Here is a 13,737-nt window from a genome sequence, read left to right as displayed (position 1 = left end):
GTTTCCCAGGGGCGGGGCGGTCCGGAATTCGCACGTGTGCGCCGTTACTTGCCGATGACGGCCAGGACGTCGCGCGCGGAGAGCACGAGGTACTCCTCGCCGTCGTAGTTGAACTCGGTGCCGCCGTACTTGCTGAACAGCACGGTGTCGCCCTCGTTGATGCCGGTGGGAACCCGGTTGCCCTGCTCGGTCACGCGGCCCTCGCCCACGGCGACGACGGTGCCGGTCTGCGGCTTCTCCTTGGCGGTGTCCGGGATGACCAGGCCCGACGCGGTGGTGGTCTCGGCCTCAGTGGCCTTCACCAGGATCTTGTCGTCAAGCGGCTTGATGTTCACGCTCGCCACAGTTCGCCTCCATGTGTGGAAAATCTTCTGTCATGTTGGGTGGCCCGAAAGTCACAGCCGTCGTCGCGGGTGCCGGCGTCACCTTGTGCGCGCGGAGTTCCCCGCACACACGAACCACTTAGCACTCTACCGATGGGAGTGCTAGCACTCAAGGGCGGCGTTCGGACAATTCAGTGGGTGAGATGCTCCACCATCAGAACCTGCAGTTCACCGACGAGGAAGCCGAGGATCGCGCCCACCATGATGAGCGTCTTCTCGTCCGCCTGGAAGGCGGGGCGGAGCACGCCCTCGAACTCGTCGGGGGTCATCGCCGCCATCTTCTGCACCATCGTCGTGCGGATGTCGAGCTTCGCATCGAGGTAGTCGTTGGCGTCGGCGAGCATCACCGGCATGGACCCGACGAAGTCGTCCGCGCCCGCGCGCGACATCGGCCCGATCTGAGCCATGTCGAGGCCGCCCGCGACCCTGCCCACCTGCCCGCCGACGGCGCCGCCCACCATCCCCACCGCGTCCGCGACCACGCCGACCAGATTCCCCGCCGTGAGCGGGCCGACTCCGACCTTGTCGAGCCCGAGGTTCTGCGCGTTGCTCCGCAGCGCCTTCTCGACGCTGGGGATCTCGTCCTCCATCGCCTCGCGCAGCACGCCCGCCACGACGGTCACCAGCTGGTCGCGCTGCGGCCCCGTGAACAGCGAGCGGACCAGCCGCTCCGCGGTGAGCACGCGCGTGGCGATGAGCGCGCCGTACTCCTCGGAGACGGGGACGCGGTGCTTCTGGAACAGGCCCTGCCACGGGATGAAGCCGAGGTACTTCTTCGGCTCCTTCGGGTTGAAGATCAGCCGCAGCGCCGCCCAGTCGGTGAACCAGCCGGTGAAGAGGCCGAACAGCGGCATGATCCACGGATTGCGGAAGAGCGCCCAGCAGGCGGCCTGCAGCAGGCCGATGAAGAAGCCGAAGACGAGGCCGCTGTTGCGGATGAACGCGAACTCCCGCCGGCCCACGTCGAGGAACATCTTCTCCAGCACGTCGGGGTCGGCGAGCACCTCCCGCGTGACCATCTCCTTGAGGTCGAAGACCTCGTCGATGTTCTCCCGGATCGCCGCGACCAGCTTGGGCACGAGATCCCGCGCGATGACCTGGGCGCGCTGGATCACGAGGTCCTGGGCGGTCGTGGGCAGCAGGTTCCACAGCGCGGGCTGGTATTCGGCTGCCACCTCGGGCACGATCCGCGCGACCTCGCGACGCAACTGCCGCTCCATGCGATCACCCAGCTCGTCCGCGTCGACCTTCTCGAGGATGTCCGACGCCGAGACCAGCCGGTCGGTGAGGGTGTCGCACAGCACCTCGACCATCTGCGGCGCCCGCTTCGGGATGATGCCCTGCCACCCGAGCTTGCCGATGCCCTTGAACTGATGCGGCCGGAACATCATCCGGATCGCGACCACCTTGGTCCCGTAGCCGATGAGCGCCGCGATGATCGGCATGGACACGTAGACGAGCCAGTTCCGTTGAACGTCAGCAGTGATCTCGGCCCAGGTCTGCATGGCGGACACCCTACGCACGACAATCGGTGAACGTGATGTGAATCACATGAGGGCGTGCCACTCCGCCAGGCGCGTTCCCGTCATCCGACGGTGCGACGTGCCCGGTCCGACCGGGCCGCGTAGGCCGCGCCCACCCCCAGCAGGGTGATGCCGACCAGGAGGAAGGCGATCACGCGGACCGCGCCGTCGAGGGCGGCGAGGTCGAAGAGGAAGAGCTTGGCGACGGCGCCGCCGATGAGCGCGAGTCCGGCGACGTTCCCCGCCGTGCCCCCGTCGTGGCGCCGCTGCAGCAGCAGGTACGCGCCGGTCGCGATCCAGGCGACGGTGGCGACACCGTGGCCCCACCGCGCGCCCTCGACACCGCCGACCGCCCAGCCGACATTCGCGAGCAGCGCGGTCGCCGCGCCGAGGGCCGCGACGCCGCACGCCACGCCGACCGGATTCCGGGACTCCTCGGGCACCTGCGGAACGAGTCGCCACGCGGCGACGACGGCGAAGACCAGCGCGAGGACCGCGGCCGCGATCGCGGGGGCGGTGCCCGCGCCGCGGCGGACGGCGTCGTCGAGCAGGGTCACCGTCGCGCCGTACCGCTCGAGCGCGACGGCGAGGCCCAGGCCGCCGAGCGCCGTGCCGGCCCAGCAGGCCGACGGTTCGCGGCCGGCCGCGATCAGCGCGCCGGTCCCGAGGGCGAGCAGCACCGCGGGTAGCGAGGCGGCGGGCACGCAGAGCACGGCCCCGATGAGAGCGGCGCCGGCGGCGACGCCGAACCACACGCCGCGAACCGCGGGCGCCGTGCCAGGCATCAGGCCGAGCGTGATCGCCGCCGCGGCCAGGGCGAGAGCGGCGAAGGCCGCCGCCCAGACGGGGACGCCGACCATCGCGAGCAGCACGGGTGCCGCGGAGACGATCCCGGCGGTGACCAGCGGCCAGCACCTGCCGGCGCGGGCGTCGGGATCGGCGGCGGCGACCAGACCGACGACGGCGCCGAGCACCGTCGCGCCCAGGATCGGGAGGGCGTCGGCCGATCCGGCGCCGAGGGCGAGCGCCGCGAGGGTGAGCGAGCTGCCGGCCGAACGGACCACGTGCAGCCACGGCCACGCGGCCGGACGGGAGACGCCGATCGAGGCGATGGCGAGGATCAGGGTGAAGCCGCCGAGCAGGTAGGCGTTGTCGGCGAGCGGCGGCGCCAGCAGGTAGACGGGGGCGTAGAGCGCGATCCCGAGCCACTGGCTGCGCCACCGCTGGGCGAGCGCGAGCCCGCCGAGGGCGATGAGGCCCGAGAGGCTGAGACCGACGACCGGCGGGACCCACTCGTAGATCCCGGTGACGGCGACGGTGTCGAGATAGGCCGCGGCGATGCCCGTGGCGGCGAGCGCGGCGGACCCGATGCTGCCGCCGGGACGGCGGTGCAGCCAGAGCGCGGCGCCGAGGAGGCTCGCGGCGAGCGCGGTCCCGAGGCCGACGCGGACCGCCGGGCCGAGGAGCCCGGCCTGCGCGGCGAGGACGAGGAGCAGCGCGACACCGATCAGCGTCACGAGCACGCCCGCACCGGCGAGCACCCGCGCGACGGTGAAGACGGGCGGCCGCACCGGCCGCGCGGGTGCGGGAGCCGGGAAGGGCATCGGCGGAGGCGGCGGCACCGGGCGCGGCTGGGGCGCCGGCACGGGCGCCGGCGCCGGCCGCTGCGCCTGGCTGATGAGAACGGGGGCGGCGACGGGCCGCTGCAGCACGCCGAGCTCGGCCTGCATCCATTGCAGACGGCGGACGGTGATGTCGAGTTCGGTGGCGAGCCGGGCGATCCGGGCGTCTGATTGCGGGGCGTTCTGAGGCATGCCCTTACGCTGCCGCGCCGGACTGCGGCGCGGCAGCGTAGGACTACTCAGTCGAGGGCGGTACTTCCCACCTCGGCCCCCACCCCGGGAGCGGAGTCGGGACCGGGGACGGCGGCACCGTCGGGCCGGCCCGGGCGGGCGAGGGCGAGGACCGTCACCGTGCCCGCGAGGCCGACGAGGGTGAGCCCGACGACCACGGCGATCGCGGTGGTCATGCCGGGGAGCAGCTGCCCCGGCAGGGCCTGGGCGCCCGCGCTGGTGGTGATCGCGGTGACGACGGCCATCATCACGGCGCCGCCGACCTGGATGAAGGTGTTGAGCAGGCCGGAGGCGAGGCCCTGCTCGTCGTCGTCCACGCCCTCGGTGGCCTGCGAGTTCACGGCCGGGAAGGTGAGGGCGAAGCCCACGCCGAGCAGCAGGATCGTCGGGAACAGGAACAGCCAGTAACTGGCGCCCGCCTCCGCGCGGAGGAACCAGACGTACGCGCCGAGGAAGGCGGTGAGGCCGACGGCGACGAGCACGGTGCTGTTCACCCGGTCGAGGACGGCGTCGATCTTGGTCGCCGACGCCACCACCAGCAGGCCGGCGGGCAGGAAGGCCAGCGACATGGCGACGGGGCTCCAGCCCAGCGAGTCCTGCACGTACAGCGTGACCAGGAACTGGAAGGCCGCGTACCCGCCGAACATGACGAAGCCGGCGAGGTTGGCGTGCACCAGCCGGACGGAGCGCAGGATGCCCAGCCGGACCAGCGGGTGCCGGTGCTTGGCCTCGATCACCACGAAGGCCACCGCGAGCAGCGCGGACACGGCGAACAGGGTGAGCACCGTGGGCGAGGCCCAGCCGAGGTGGGGCGCCTGGACCACCGTGTAGACGAGGATCAGCAGGGCGCCGGTCGAGGTGAGGGCCCCGGCCACGTCGAAGCGCTTGAACGCGAAGGTCTCCGACGGTGCGGTGCGCGGGATGACCTTCCACCCCAGCACGACCAGCGCGAGGGCGACCGGGCCGGGGAAGAGCAGGGTGAGCCGGTAGGAGACCTCGGTGAGCAGGCCGCCGAAGACCAGGCCCATCGAGAAGCCGGAGGCTCCGGCGACCGTGTAGATGGAGAAGGCCTTGTTGCGGGCCGGCCCCTCGGCGAAGGTCGTGGTGATGATCGACAGGCCGGCGGGGACGGTGAAGGCCGCGGCGACGCCCTTGATGAAGCGCAGCGCGATCAGCGCGGTCGGCATGTCGACGAAGGCAGTGGCGACGGAGGCCACGCCGAAGACGAGGACGGCGCCGAGGAAGACGGGGCGCCGGCCGATCAGGTCGGCGGCGCGCCCGCCGAGGAGCAGCAGGCCGCCGTAGCCGAGGACGTAGCCGGAGACGATCCACTGCAGGGACGACGGATCCATGCCGAGGGCGGCCTTGATGGAGGGCAGTGCCACGCCCACCATCGAGATGTCGAGGGCGTCGAGGAACAGGGCGCCGCAGAGGACGAGCAGGAGCAGCCAGGTCCGGGAGGTCCAGCCGGAGGCGGTGGTGACGTGGAGTTCTTCCCTCCCGGGGGTCGGGTTCGACGGTGCTGTCGGGGGTTCGTGTGTCGTGGTCACTCCGGAGACTCTATGCGCACGCATTAAATGTGTCTACATTTAATGCGCAGGAATATTTTGCGCCGGTCCGGTGTAGACTGCGGGCATGAGCGTCAAAGGCGACGTCGCCCCGGTCGACACGATTCCCTGCACCCCCGCGGACGACGCGCTGGCCGAGCAGTGGCACCGGCTGATGCGCGACTACGCCCGCATGACCTGCGCGCTCGACCGCGCGCTCGCGGCGCACGAGCTGACCTCGTCGGAGTTCGAGGTCCTCGAACAACTGGAACTGGCCCGGGCGGGCGACCGCGCCAAGGTGCGCATGGCCGAACTGGCCGAGCACGTGCACCTCTCCCAGTCGGCGCTTTCGCGCCTCGTGGCGCGCCTCGAGAAGGACGGCCTCGCGACCCGCAGCATGTGCGAGAGCGACCGGCGGTCGGTGTTCACCGCCATCACCGACGACGGCCGCGCGCGCTACGACGCGGCTCGGCCGACCCAGCGCGCGGTGTTGCGCGCCGAGTCGGCCGAGTGCGAGATGCGGGAGTACCTCTGCGGCGAGGAGTGACCCTCGGCTCGGAGTGACCGGAACGGTCAGCCGTCGAGGCCGGCCACCGCGCGGTCGATGAGATCCGCGATCTCGCGGGGATGCGAGGCCAGCGAGGCGTGGCTCGCGTCCAGCTCGATCACCTCGCGCGCGCCGATGCGCTCCGCCATCCGGCGCTCGTTGTCCGGGTGGATCATCCGGTCCTGCGTGGACACCTGGTACCAGCTGGGCTTGTGCCGCCACGCCGGATCCGTCACGGTGTCACCGAAGGTCGAGCCGAGTGGGGCCTTCTGCGTGACGGCCATGACGAGCGCCGCGTCCTCGTCGAGGTCCTGGGCGAAGCTCTCCCGGAAGCGGTCCTGCGCGATCCACAGGTAGCCGTCCGAGTCGGGGGCGATCGCGTCGACGGCGGCCGGCGGGTGCTGCTCGGTGATCGCTCCGGGACTCTCGCCCGCATCGGGCGCGAAGGCCGCGACGTAGACCAGGCCCACGACGTTGGGCTGGTTGCCGGCCTCGGTGATCACGGCGCCGCCGTAGGAGTGGCCGACGAGGAGCACGGGGCCGTCGACCTGCGCGACCATCTTCCGCGTGCGCTCGGCGTCGTCGGCGAGGGACGTGAGCGGGTTCTCGACGGCCCGCAGCTCGGGGTAGCCGCGGCGACGCAGCTCGACGATGAGATCTCCCCAGTGGGCGGCCCCGCCCCAGAATCCGTGGACCAGGACGATCGTGGGCTTCGTCATCGGTAGTGACCTTTCGTGTGCAGTGGCTTATCCTTGCCCTGTCCACGCTAGAAGGATGCGAAGTCAAATACCATGCCTGATTCACCCTCTTTCTTTGCCGATCGTCCAGACGACGCACCGGACGCGCTCAGCGCCCTCTTGCGGGCGGTGCATCTGCGGGGCGATCGCGTCCGCCGCGGATCCTCGGCGCGGCCCGTCAGCCTGCGCATCACGGGGCGGCGCGTCGTCCACCTCGCGGTCTCCGAGGGGATGACGGTGCGCGTCGGCGGCACGACGGTGGCGCTGGGCCCCTCCGACATGGCGCTGCTCCCCCGGGGCGACGAGCACCAGCTGTCCGGTCCCGCGGGCGCGGACTGGGTCACCGGGGAGTTCACCGCCGACCACGCCGTCGCGGACCCCGTGCTCGCGGTGCTGCCACCGGTGATCCACTGCTCGGGGGCGGCGCCCGACGCGCAGTGGCTGCGCGCGAGCCTGGAACTGCTCCTCGCCGAGACGGATTCGCCGAGCCCGGGCAGCCACGTCATGGCCGCACGGATCCTCGACCTGCTCTTCATCCACGCGCTGCGCCAGTGGGCCGCGCAGGCCGATTCCGGCCCCGGTTGGCTCACCGCAGCGATGGACCCACGGCTCGGACCGGTGCTCACCGCCGTGCACGCGCACCCCGAACACCCGTGGAGCATCGACGAACTCGCACGCGTGGCCAGCCTGTCCCGATCGGCCTTGGCTGCGAGGTTCAGCCGCTCACTGGGCGTGCCGCCCGCCGCGTACGTCGCCGCACAGCGCCTCGACCGCGCTGCGGAGCTGTTGCGCGACACCGATTCCTCGGTCGCCGAGGTGGGGCGCGCGGTGGGCTACGCGTCGGAGGCGGGCTTCAGCCGCGCCTTCCACCGCCGATTCGGCGCCCCTCCCCTGCGCTGGCGCGCGCACCAGTCGTCCCCCTGAACCGCCGGATCCCGCCGCGTTCCAGGAGGAACGGGGCGGGATCAGTCGCGCGGAGGGATACCGTCGCTGAGCGCTACTTCGCGGCGGCGGGAACCTCAGCGGGAGCCTGCGCCTCGGCCGGGGTCTCCACCTGCGGCTTGGGGATCAGCAGCGCGATGACGCCGGCGAGCAGCGCGGCGACGGCGGCGACCACGAAGATCGTCTCGAAGGCGCCCTGTGTGGGGATCACATGCCCGGCCATCGTCACCGACTTGGCGGAGATGATCGCGGCGGCGACGGCGGAGCAGATCGTGGTTCCCAGCGAGCGCATCAGGGCGTTGAGGCCGATGGCCGCGCCCGTCTCGCTCTGCGGCACCGACGACATGATGATCGTCGGCATCGCGGCGTAGGCGATCGCGACGCCGACCGTGCCGACGATCGACGCGAGCGAGAGCTTCCACGCGGCGTCCATGAGGAAGTACGCGAGCACGTAGCCGCCGGCCACGACGAAGGCGCCGATCGCGAGGGTCACGGCGGGGCCAACCTTCTTGATGAGGACGCTGGATACCGGGGCGAAGATCATCATCATGATGCCGCCGGGCATCATCCACAGGCCCGCTTCGAGCATGCTCTTGCCCAGGCCGAAGCCGGTGGCCGTGGGGTACTCCATGATCTGCGGGACGCAGAGCATCATCGCCATCATGCCGAAACCGATGGTCACGGTGGCGATGTTGGTGATGAGCACGCGGGGCCGCGCGGAGGTCCGCAGGTCGACGAGCGGATCGTCGTGCCGCAGTTCGTAGAAGCCCCAGGCGACGAGCACGATCAGGCCGCCGACGAGCAGACCGAGCGTGGTGCCGGAGGTCCAGCCCCAGTCGTTGCCCTTGGAGACGGCGACGAGGGTTGCGACCAGGCCGACGGCGAGGCCGATCGAGCCGATCACGTCGATCCGGCCGCCGACGCCGGGCGCACCGTCGGGCAGCACGAACAGGACGGCGGCCAGAATGAGCCCGGCGAGCACCGTCGACACCCAGAACAGCATGTGCCAGTCGTAGGTCTGCGCGATCCAGGCCGAGAGCGGCAGGCCGATGGCGCCGCCGACGCCGAGGGTCGCGCTCATGGCGGCGACGGCCGTCGCGGTCATGGCGGGCGGCGTGACCTCGCGCATCATCGAGATGCCGACGGGGATGAAGGCCATGGCCAGGCCCTGCAGCACGCGGCCGAGCAGCATCAGGAGCAGGCCGGTCGAGAGCGCCGCGGCGAGCGAGCCCGCGACGAGCAGCGCGGCGCTGAGGACGAGGACGCGGCGCTTGCCGATCATGTCGGCGAGGCGGCCGCCGATGGGCATGGCGACCGCGGCCGCGAGCAGCGTGGCGGTGATGACCCAGGAGGCGTTCGCCGTCGAGGTGTTCAGCAGCTGCGGCAGCTCGGGCTGGATCGGGATCACGAGCGACTGCATGAGCGCGGCGACCATGCCGCCGAAGCACAGGATGATCACGGTCACGAGTGGGTGGTTCCGGCGGGAGCCGCTCGGTGCGAGCGCGCCCTGCCCGGTAACGGTGCTGGTCACGAGGACCACCTCTCTACGCGGGGAAACGATCGAATGTGTGTAACATACATATCGTTGAACTGTGCAACCATATGCCTCGAGCGCGCACCGTGCAACACGGACATTCCGCCGGCCTGACAGAATCGGCGGATCGATCCTCGAGGAGGAAGCATGGACGACGCGGCGCGCCGCCTCGAGCGGGAGATCAACGCCCTCGGGCGGCACATGCGGGCGCGCCCGCGGTCGATGGAGCTGCACCTCGACCGATCGGCGTACCTGGTGCTGCTGCTCCTCGACTACGCCGGGCCGAGCACGCTCAAGGAGATCGCCACGGAGCTCGAGCTCGAGCAGTCCACCGTGAATCGGCAGGTCAACAAGGCCATCGAGCACGGCCTGCTCGAGGCCGACGGTGCCGTCTCCGGCCCGAAACGCATCCGCGCGACCGCCGCCGGACGGGCCGCGTTCCAGCGCGACCGCGACGTCAAGCTGCGCGGCATCGGGTCGATCATGGCCGACCTCGACGAGAAGGACCGCGAGGCGCTCATCTCCGGCCTCACCGCCCTCAACGCGGCACTCGCCGCGCGGGCCGGGGAGGCCTGAGTACTGAGAGCTGGGGGGCGCCCGACTACAGCTTCGTGAGCGTGACCGAGAGACCGGGGTCGGTCGCGGCGCCGAGGTCGGTGGGCGTCGGGTCGGCGTCGATGACGTGCGCGCCGAGCGCCGCGATCATCACGCCGTTGTCGGTGCACAGCCGCGGCTTGGGCACGCGCAGTTCGATGCCCGCGGCGTCGCAGCGTTCCTGCGCCAGCGAGCGGATGCGCGAGTTCGCGGTGGCGCCGCCGCCGAGCACCATCGTCTCCACGCCCACGTCCTGCGCGGCGCGGATCGCCTTGAAGGTCAGCACGTCCGCGACGGCCTCCTGGAAGGACGCGGCGATGTCGGGCACGTTCAGTGGCCGACCGGCGGCGTTCTCGGCCTCGACGTGCCGCGCGACCGCGGTCTTCAGCCCGCTGAACGAGAAGTCGTGCCGGGCGTCCTGCTGCCGGGTCATGGCGCGTGGGAACCGGATCGCCTTCGGATCGCCCTGGCGCGCGAGCTCGTCGATGACGGGGCCGCCGGGGTATCCGAGGCCGAGGAGGCGGGCGACCTTGTCGAAGGCCTCCCCCGCGGCGTCGTCGACGGTGGTGCCGAGCTCGGTGATCGGGGCGCCGAGGTCGGTCACGTGCAGTAGGTGCGTGTGCCCGCCGGAGACGAGCAGCGCGATGCAGGGCGGCATCGGGCCGTGCTCGAGGGTGTCGACGGCGACGTGTCCGCCCAGGTGGTTGAGGCCGTAGAAGGGCACGTCCCACGCCGCCGCATAGGCTTTCGCGGCCGCGACGCCCACGAGCAGGGCGCCCGCGAGGCCGGGTCCGATGGTGACGGCGAGCGCGTCCGGCCGGTCGACGCCGGCCGTAGCGAGGGCGCGCCGCATCGTCGGGACGATGGCCTCCAGGTGCGCGCGCGAGGCGACCTCGGGCACCACGCCGCCGTAGCGGGCATGCTCCTCCTGAGAGGAGGCGACCTCGTCGGCGAGCAGCCGCGCCGTCTTCGACTCCGGATCCCAGTCGACGATGCCGACGCCGGTCTCGTCGCACGAGCTCTCGACACCCATGACGATCATCGCTGTCCCTGCGCTTCCCGCTTCATCGTGTACGCGTCGGCCCCGGACGGCCGGTAGTAGTTCTTCCGCACCCCGACGACGTCGAATCCGTTGCGCTCGTACAGCGTCCGGGCGGTGTCGTTGTCGGTGCGCACCTCGAGGAAGACGGAGCCGCCGTGCCGGTCGGCCTCGTCGAGGAGGGTGCGCAGGAGCGCGTATCCCACTCCCCTGCCCTGATACTCGGGGTCGACGCCGATGGTGAGGACCTCGGACTCGGGGAAGAAGGTGTTGCCCAGCAGGCCGATTCCGGCGTAGCCGACGAGCCGGCCGTCCGCCGCACCGTCGCGGGCGGCGAAGAAGCGGGTGTGCCGCTCGGGCGTGAACGCCGAGGCGGGCCAGGGGTTGTCGCCGGCGAACAGGACGGTCTCCAGTTCGGCGCAGCGCTCGGCCTCGTCGGGACGCAGTGGTCCGATCGGGATCTCAGGCACGCGCGGCCGTTTCGACGGCGTCGGGGCGGCGCAGGTACAGCGGCACGAGCGGCTGCGGATCCGTGCCGAGAAGGCGCTTGCCGACCGCCACGAGGCCCGCCGGCGTGGGCGATCCCTCGACGGTCCGCGCGCCGGCGACGTCCAGCTCGGCGGGCTTGATGACGCCGGGCCCTTCCGTGCGGACACCGTCGGCGTAGCGGGCCCAGTAGACCTCCTTGCGGCGGGCGTCGGTCACGACGACCACGTCGCCGGTCTCGCCCCGCGTGAGCGCCTCGGCGGCGATGGCGTCGAGGCTGCACACGCCGTGCACCTCGATGCCGAGCGCGTCGCCGAAGGCGGCGGCGGTGGCCATGCCGACCCGCAGGCCGGTGAAGGGGCCGGGGCCGCAGCCGACGATGACGGCGCCCAGGTCGGCGCGCTGCAGCCCGGCCTCGGCGAGGCATTCGAGCAGGTAGGGCACGAGCACCTCGGCGTGACCGCGCGCGTGCGTGCGGTCACGGCGGGCGAGCACGGCGCCGGTCTCGGAGTCGACGATGCCCACCGTGAGCGCCGGCGTGGCGGTATCCAGGGCGAGCACGTACATACCTGCAGGTTACCGCCTCGGCTTCGTGCGCCCGAAATCCGCGAGGGCGCTCACTCCGGGCGCATCAGGCCGCGGACGAACTGGGCGATCACCGCCCGGACCTCGGCCAACGCCGTGTCCCGGTCGTCGGCGCGGGTGACGTACAGGGCGGATTCGTCGAGCATGCCGAGGATCACGTGCGCGAGCGGACGCACGGGCCGCGGGGCCATCCACCCCTTGTCGACGGCCTGCGCGATGAGCGCCTCGATGACGGCGAGCCCGTACTTCTCGCCGCGGGCGCGCCAGCCCTCCCAGCCGAGCACCGCGGGGGCGTCGATCATCGTGATCCGCGTGATGCCGGGGGCGGCGATCGCCTCCATGAAGGAATCGACCGCGAGCAACATGGTGTCGACGGGGTCGAGGTCGCCGGCGGCGAGCACCGCCTGCGCGGCGCCGCTGATCGTCTCCTCCTCGACCGCGTCGAAGACGGCCTCGAACAGTCCGCGCTTGTCCCCGAACTGGTGGTAGAGGGCGCCGCGGGTGACGCCCGCCGCCTCGACGATCGCCTGGGTGCCGACGCCGGCGTAGCCGTGCTCGGCGAACAGCCCGCGGGCCGCGGCGATCAGCGCGGTGCGGGTCGCGGCGGTGCGCTCCGCCTGGGTACGGCGGCCGCCCCGATCTTCACCATTGACTTCCATACAGGTTGCACGTAACTTTCATACCGAGTGTTCGTAACTTCGCTCCGACTCTAGCCCCCGACTCTTCGAAGGGTGTGCCATGCGGTGGTTCTACCTGGTCATGATGGCGATCGGCACCGTGGTGCCGTGGGTCTTCTTCGGCGGCTTCTTCGCCACCGAGGGACTCGACCTCCCCCTGTTCCTCACGAGCCTGTTCCCGAACGGAGCCACGTCGGGCTTCACCGCCGACGTGCTGCTGTCGATCGTCGTCTTCCTCGTCTGGTCGTCGACCGACGCCCAGCGGGTCGGCGTGCAGCGCTGGTGGCTCGTGATCCCGGCGACCTGCCTCGTCGGGCTGTCACTCTCCCTCCCCCTGTACCTCTACCTGCGCGAGACCCACTCCGCCCGGGAGTTTGACGGTGTCGCGCCCGCGACGTCAGGAGTGCCAGCATGAGCCTCGCGTCACTCCCCACTGGCACCGTCGACTTCCACGTCTACGGGCCGGAGACCTCCGACCACCCGCCCGTGCTGTTCGTGCACGGCGCGGTCGTCGACCTGCAGCTGTGGGACCGCGTCGCGGGCACACTCGGCGCGGCGGGCCACCGGTGCTGGTCGGTCACCTGGCCCCTCGGCTCGCACCGCATCGCGTGCCCGAAGGCCGTCGCCGACGGTCCGCGCGGCGTCGCCCGTATGGTCGCCGACTTCATCGAGGACCAGGGCCTGCAGGGCTGCACGCTCGTCGGCAACGACACCGGCGGCGCGGTCTGCCAGTACGTACTGCACGAGCGGCCCGAGCTGATCGGCCGTGTGGTGCTCACCAATTGCGATGCCTTCGAGACGTTTCCGCCCCAGCCCTTCGCGGCGCTCTTCGCGGTACTCCGGCACCGCGCGACGATCCGGCCGCTGATGACGACGATGCGCTCGGCAGCCCTGCGGCACTCGCCGCTCGGCTTCGGGCTGCTCGTCACCGATCCCGACCCGGACGTCACCGCGTCCTGGGTGCGGCCGACGCAGGTGGCCGCGAAGATCCGCGCCGACCTCGCGGCGCTGCTCGCCGGGATCGCCCCGTCCGATCTCGCCCGGGTCTCGCCGACGATGCGCGACTTCCCCGGGCCCGTGACCTTCGCGTGGGGCATGGCTGATCGATGCTTCACGCCCGCTCTGGGCCGCCGGCTCGCCGCCGCCTTCGGGGACGACCGGCCGGGCGGCACCCGGTTCGTCGAGGTCGACGGTGCCCGCACCTTCGTCTCCCTCGACGCGCCGCAGTCCGTCGTGCGGGCGATCACCGAGATCGCCGCCCTCCCCACCCGGTAGCCCGCCCGAGCACCG

Annotated in this window: 15 protein-coding genes; 5 read left to right on the top strand and 10 right to left on the bottom strand. The window is 71.7% G+C overall.

Annotation, left to right across the window (positions count from 1 at the left end; all coding sequences use genetic code 11):
* Positions 1-44 precede the first annotated feature (44 nt).
* From groES to ACM9LD_RS00135, 4 genes are all read right to left on the bottom strand, one after another.
* On the bottom strand, positions 45-344 hold the full coding sequence (groES, locus tag ACM9LD_RS00150) for a co-chaperone GroES (RefSeq protein WP_068528650.1): 300 nt from the start codon (positions 342-344) through the stop codon (positions 45-47).
* 170 nt (positions 345-514) lie between these two features.
* A complete protein-coding gene (locus ACM9LD_RS00145) occupies positions 515-1,888 on the bottom strand; it encodes a DUF445 domain-containing protein (RefSeq protein WP_415674800.1) in 1,374 nt (457 codons plus the stop codon).
* 80 nt (positions 1,889-1,968) lie between these two features.
* A complete protein-coding gene (locus ACM9LD_RS00140; RefSeq protein WP_415674799.1) occupies positions 1,969-3,720 on the bottom strand; it encodes a DUF2339 domain-containing protein in 1,752 nt (583 codons plus the stop codon).
* 47 nt (positions 3,721-3,767) lie between these two features.
* The gene (locus ACM9LD_RS00135; RefSeq protein WP_415674798.1) at positions 3,768-5,333 is read right to left on the bottom strand and encodes an MFS transporter; all 1,566 of its coding nucleotides are present in this window, start codon (positions 5,331-5,333) and stop codon (positions 3,768-3,770) included.
* A gap of 61 nt (positions 5,334-5,394) precedes the next feature.
* Between ACM9LD_RS00135 and ACM9LD_RS00130 the strand changes: the two genes are divergently transcribed.
* On the top strand, positions 5,395-5,853 hold the full coding sequence (locus tag ACM9LD_RS00130) for a MarR family winged helix-turn-helix transcriptional regulator (protein ID WP_415674797.1): 459 nt from the start codon (positions 5,395-5,397) through the stop codon (positions 5,851-5,853).
* 26 nt (positions 5,854-5,879) lie between these two features.
* On the opposite strand, the gene ACM9LD_RS00125 is transcribed toward ACM9LD_RS00130, so the two are convergent.
* Positions 5,880-6,572 carry an alpha/beta hydrolase gene (locus ACM9LD_RS00125; protein WP_415674796.1) on the bottom strand — a complete coding sequence of 231 codons (693 nt, stop codon included), beginning with the start codon at positions 6,570-6,572 and terminating at the stop codon, positions 5,880-5,882.
* A 72-nt stretch (positions 6,573-6,644) separates the two neighbouring features.
* Here ACM9LD_RS00125 and ACM9LD_RS00120 point away from each other — a divergent pair, with 72 nt between their 5' ends.
* Complete coding sequence (locus tag ACM9LD_RS00120) at positions 6,645-7,514, top strand: AraC family transcriptional regulator (protein ID WP_415674795.1); 870 nt, start codon at positions 6,645-6,647, stop codon at positions 7,512-7,514.
* Between the two features lie 73 nt (positions 7,515-7,587).
* Here ACM9LD_RS00120 and ACM9LD_RS00115 read toward each other — a convergent pair whose 3' ends face one another.
* Positions 7,588-9,063: an MFS transporter gene (locus ACM9LD_RS00115; RefSeq protein ID WP_415674794.1), complete on the bottom strand. Its 1,476-nt coding sequence runs from the start codon at positions 9,061-9,063 to the stop codon at positions 7,588-7,590.
* Positions 9,064-9,213: 150 nt separating this feature from the next.
* Here ACM9LD_RS00115 and ACM9LD_RS00110 point away from each other — a divergent pair, with 150 nt between their 5' ends.
* Complete coding sequence (locus ACM9LD_RS00110) at positions 9,214-9,642, top strand: MarR family winged helix-turn-helix transcriptional regulator (RefSeq protein ID WP_415674793.1); 429 nt, start codon at positions 9,214-9,216, stop codon at positions 9,640-9,642.
* 25 nt (positions 9,643-9,667) lie between these two features.
* On the opposite strand, the gene tsaD is transcribed toward ACM9LD_RS00110, so the two are convergent.
* Genes tsaD through ACM9LD_RS00090 form a run of 4 tightly spaced genes read right to left on the bottom strand, consistent with a single transcriptional unit; the run spans position 9,668 to position 12,429 of the window.
* The gene (gene tsaD, locus ACM9LD_RS00105) at positions 9,668-10,702 is read right to left on the bottom strand and encodes a tRNA (adenosine(37)-N6)-threonylcarbamoyltransferase complex transferase subunit TsaD (protein ID WP_415674792.1); all 1,035 of its coding nucleotides are present in this window, start codon (positions 10,700-10,702) and stop codon (positions 9,668-9,670) included.
* On the bottom strand, positions 10,699-11,169 hold the full coding sequence (gene rimI / locus ACM9LD_RS00100) for a ribosomal protein S18-alanine N-acetyltransferase (protein WP_415674791.1): 471 nt from the start codon (positions 11,167-11,169) through the stop codon (positions 10,699-10,701). The genes tsaD and rimI overlap by 4 nt, the downstream gene beginning before the upstream one ends.
* A complete protein-coding gene (gene tsaB, locus ACM9LD_RS00095) occupies positions 11,162-11,752 on the bottom strand; it encodes a tRNA (adenosine(37)-N6)-threonylcarbamoyltransferase complex dimerization subunit type 1 TsaB (RefSeq protein ID WP_415674790.1) in 591 nt (196 codons plus the stop codon). The genes rimI and tsaB overlap by 8 nt, the downstream gene beginning before the upstream one ends.
* Positions 11,753-11,802: 50 nt before the next feature.
* Positions 11,803-12,429, bottom strand: coding sequence for a TetR/AcrR family transcriptional regulator (locus tag ACM9LD_RS00090; RefSeq protein ID WP_415674789.1), 627 nt, complete (start codon positions 12,427-12,429; stop codon positions 11,803-11,805).
* Between the two features lie 79 nt (positions 12,430-12,508).
* On the opposite strand from ACM9LD_RS00090, the gene ACM9LD_RS00085 reads away from it, so the two are divergent.
* Both ACM9LD_RS00085 and ACM9LD_RS00080 read left to right on the top strand, forming a co-directional pair.
* Positions 12,509-12,862, top strand: coding sequence for a DUF2834 domain-containing protein (locus ACM9LD_RS00085; protein WP_415674788.1), 354 nt, complete (start codon positions 12,509-12,511; stop codon positions 12,860-12,862).
* Complete coding sequence (locus tag ACM9LD_RS00080; protein ID WP_415674787.1) at positions 12,859-13,722, top strand: alpha/beta fold hydrolase; 864 nt, start codon at positions 12,859-12,861, stop codon at positions 13,720-13,722. Before ACM9LD_RS00085 ends, ACM9LD_RS00080 begins: the two co-directional genes overlap by 4 nt.
* Positions 13,723-13,737 lie beyond the last annotated feature (15 nt).

The organism is Tsukamurella hominis (genome assembly GCF_965137015.1).
Classification (GTDB): Bacteria; Actinomycetota; Actinomycetes; order Mycobacteriales; family Mycobacteriaceae; genus Tsukamurella; species Tsukamurella hominis.
The sequence above is the reverse complement of the archived record's forward strand: the minus strand, read 5'-3'. Positions and strand labels throughout refer to the sequence as shown.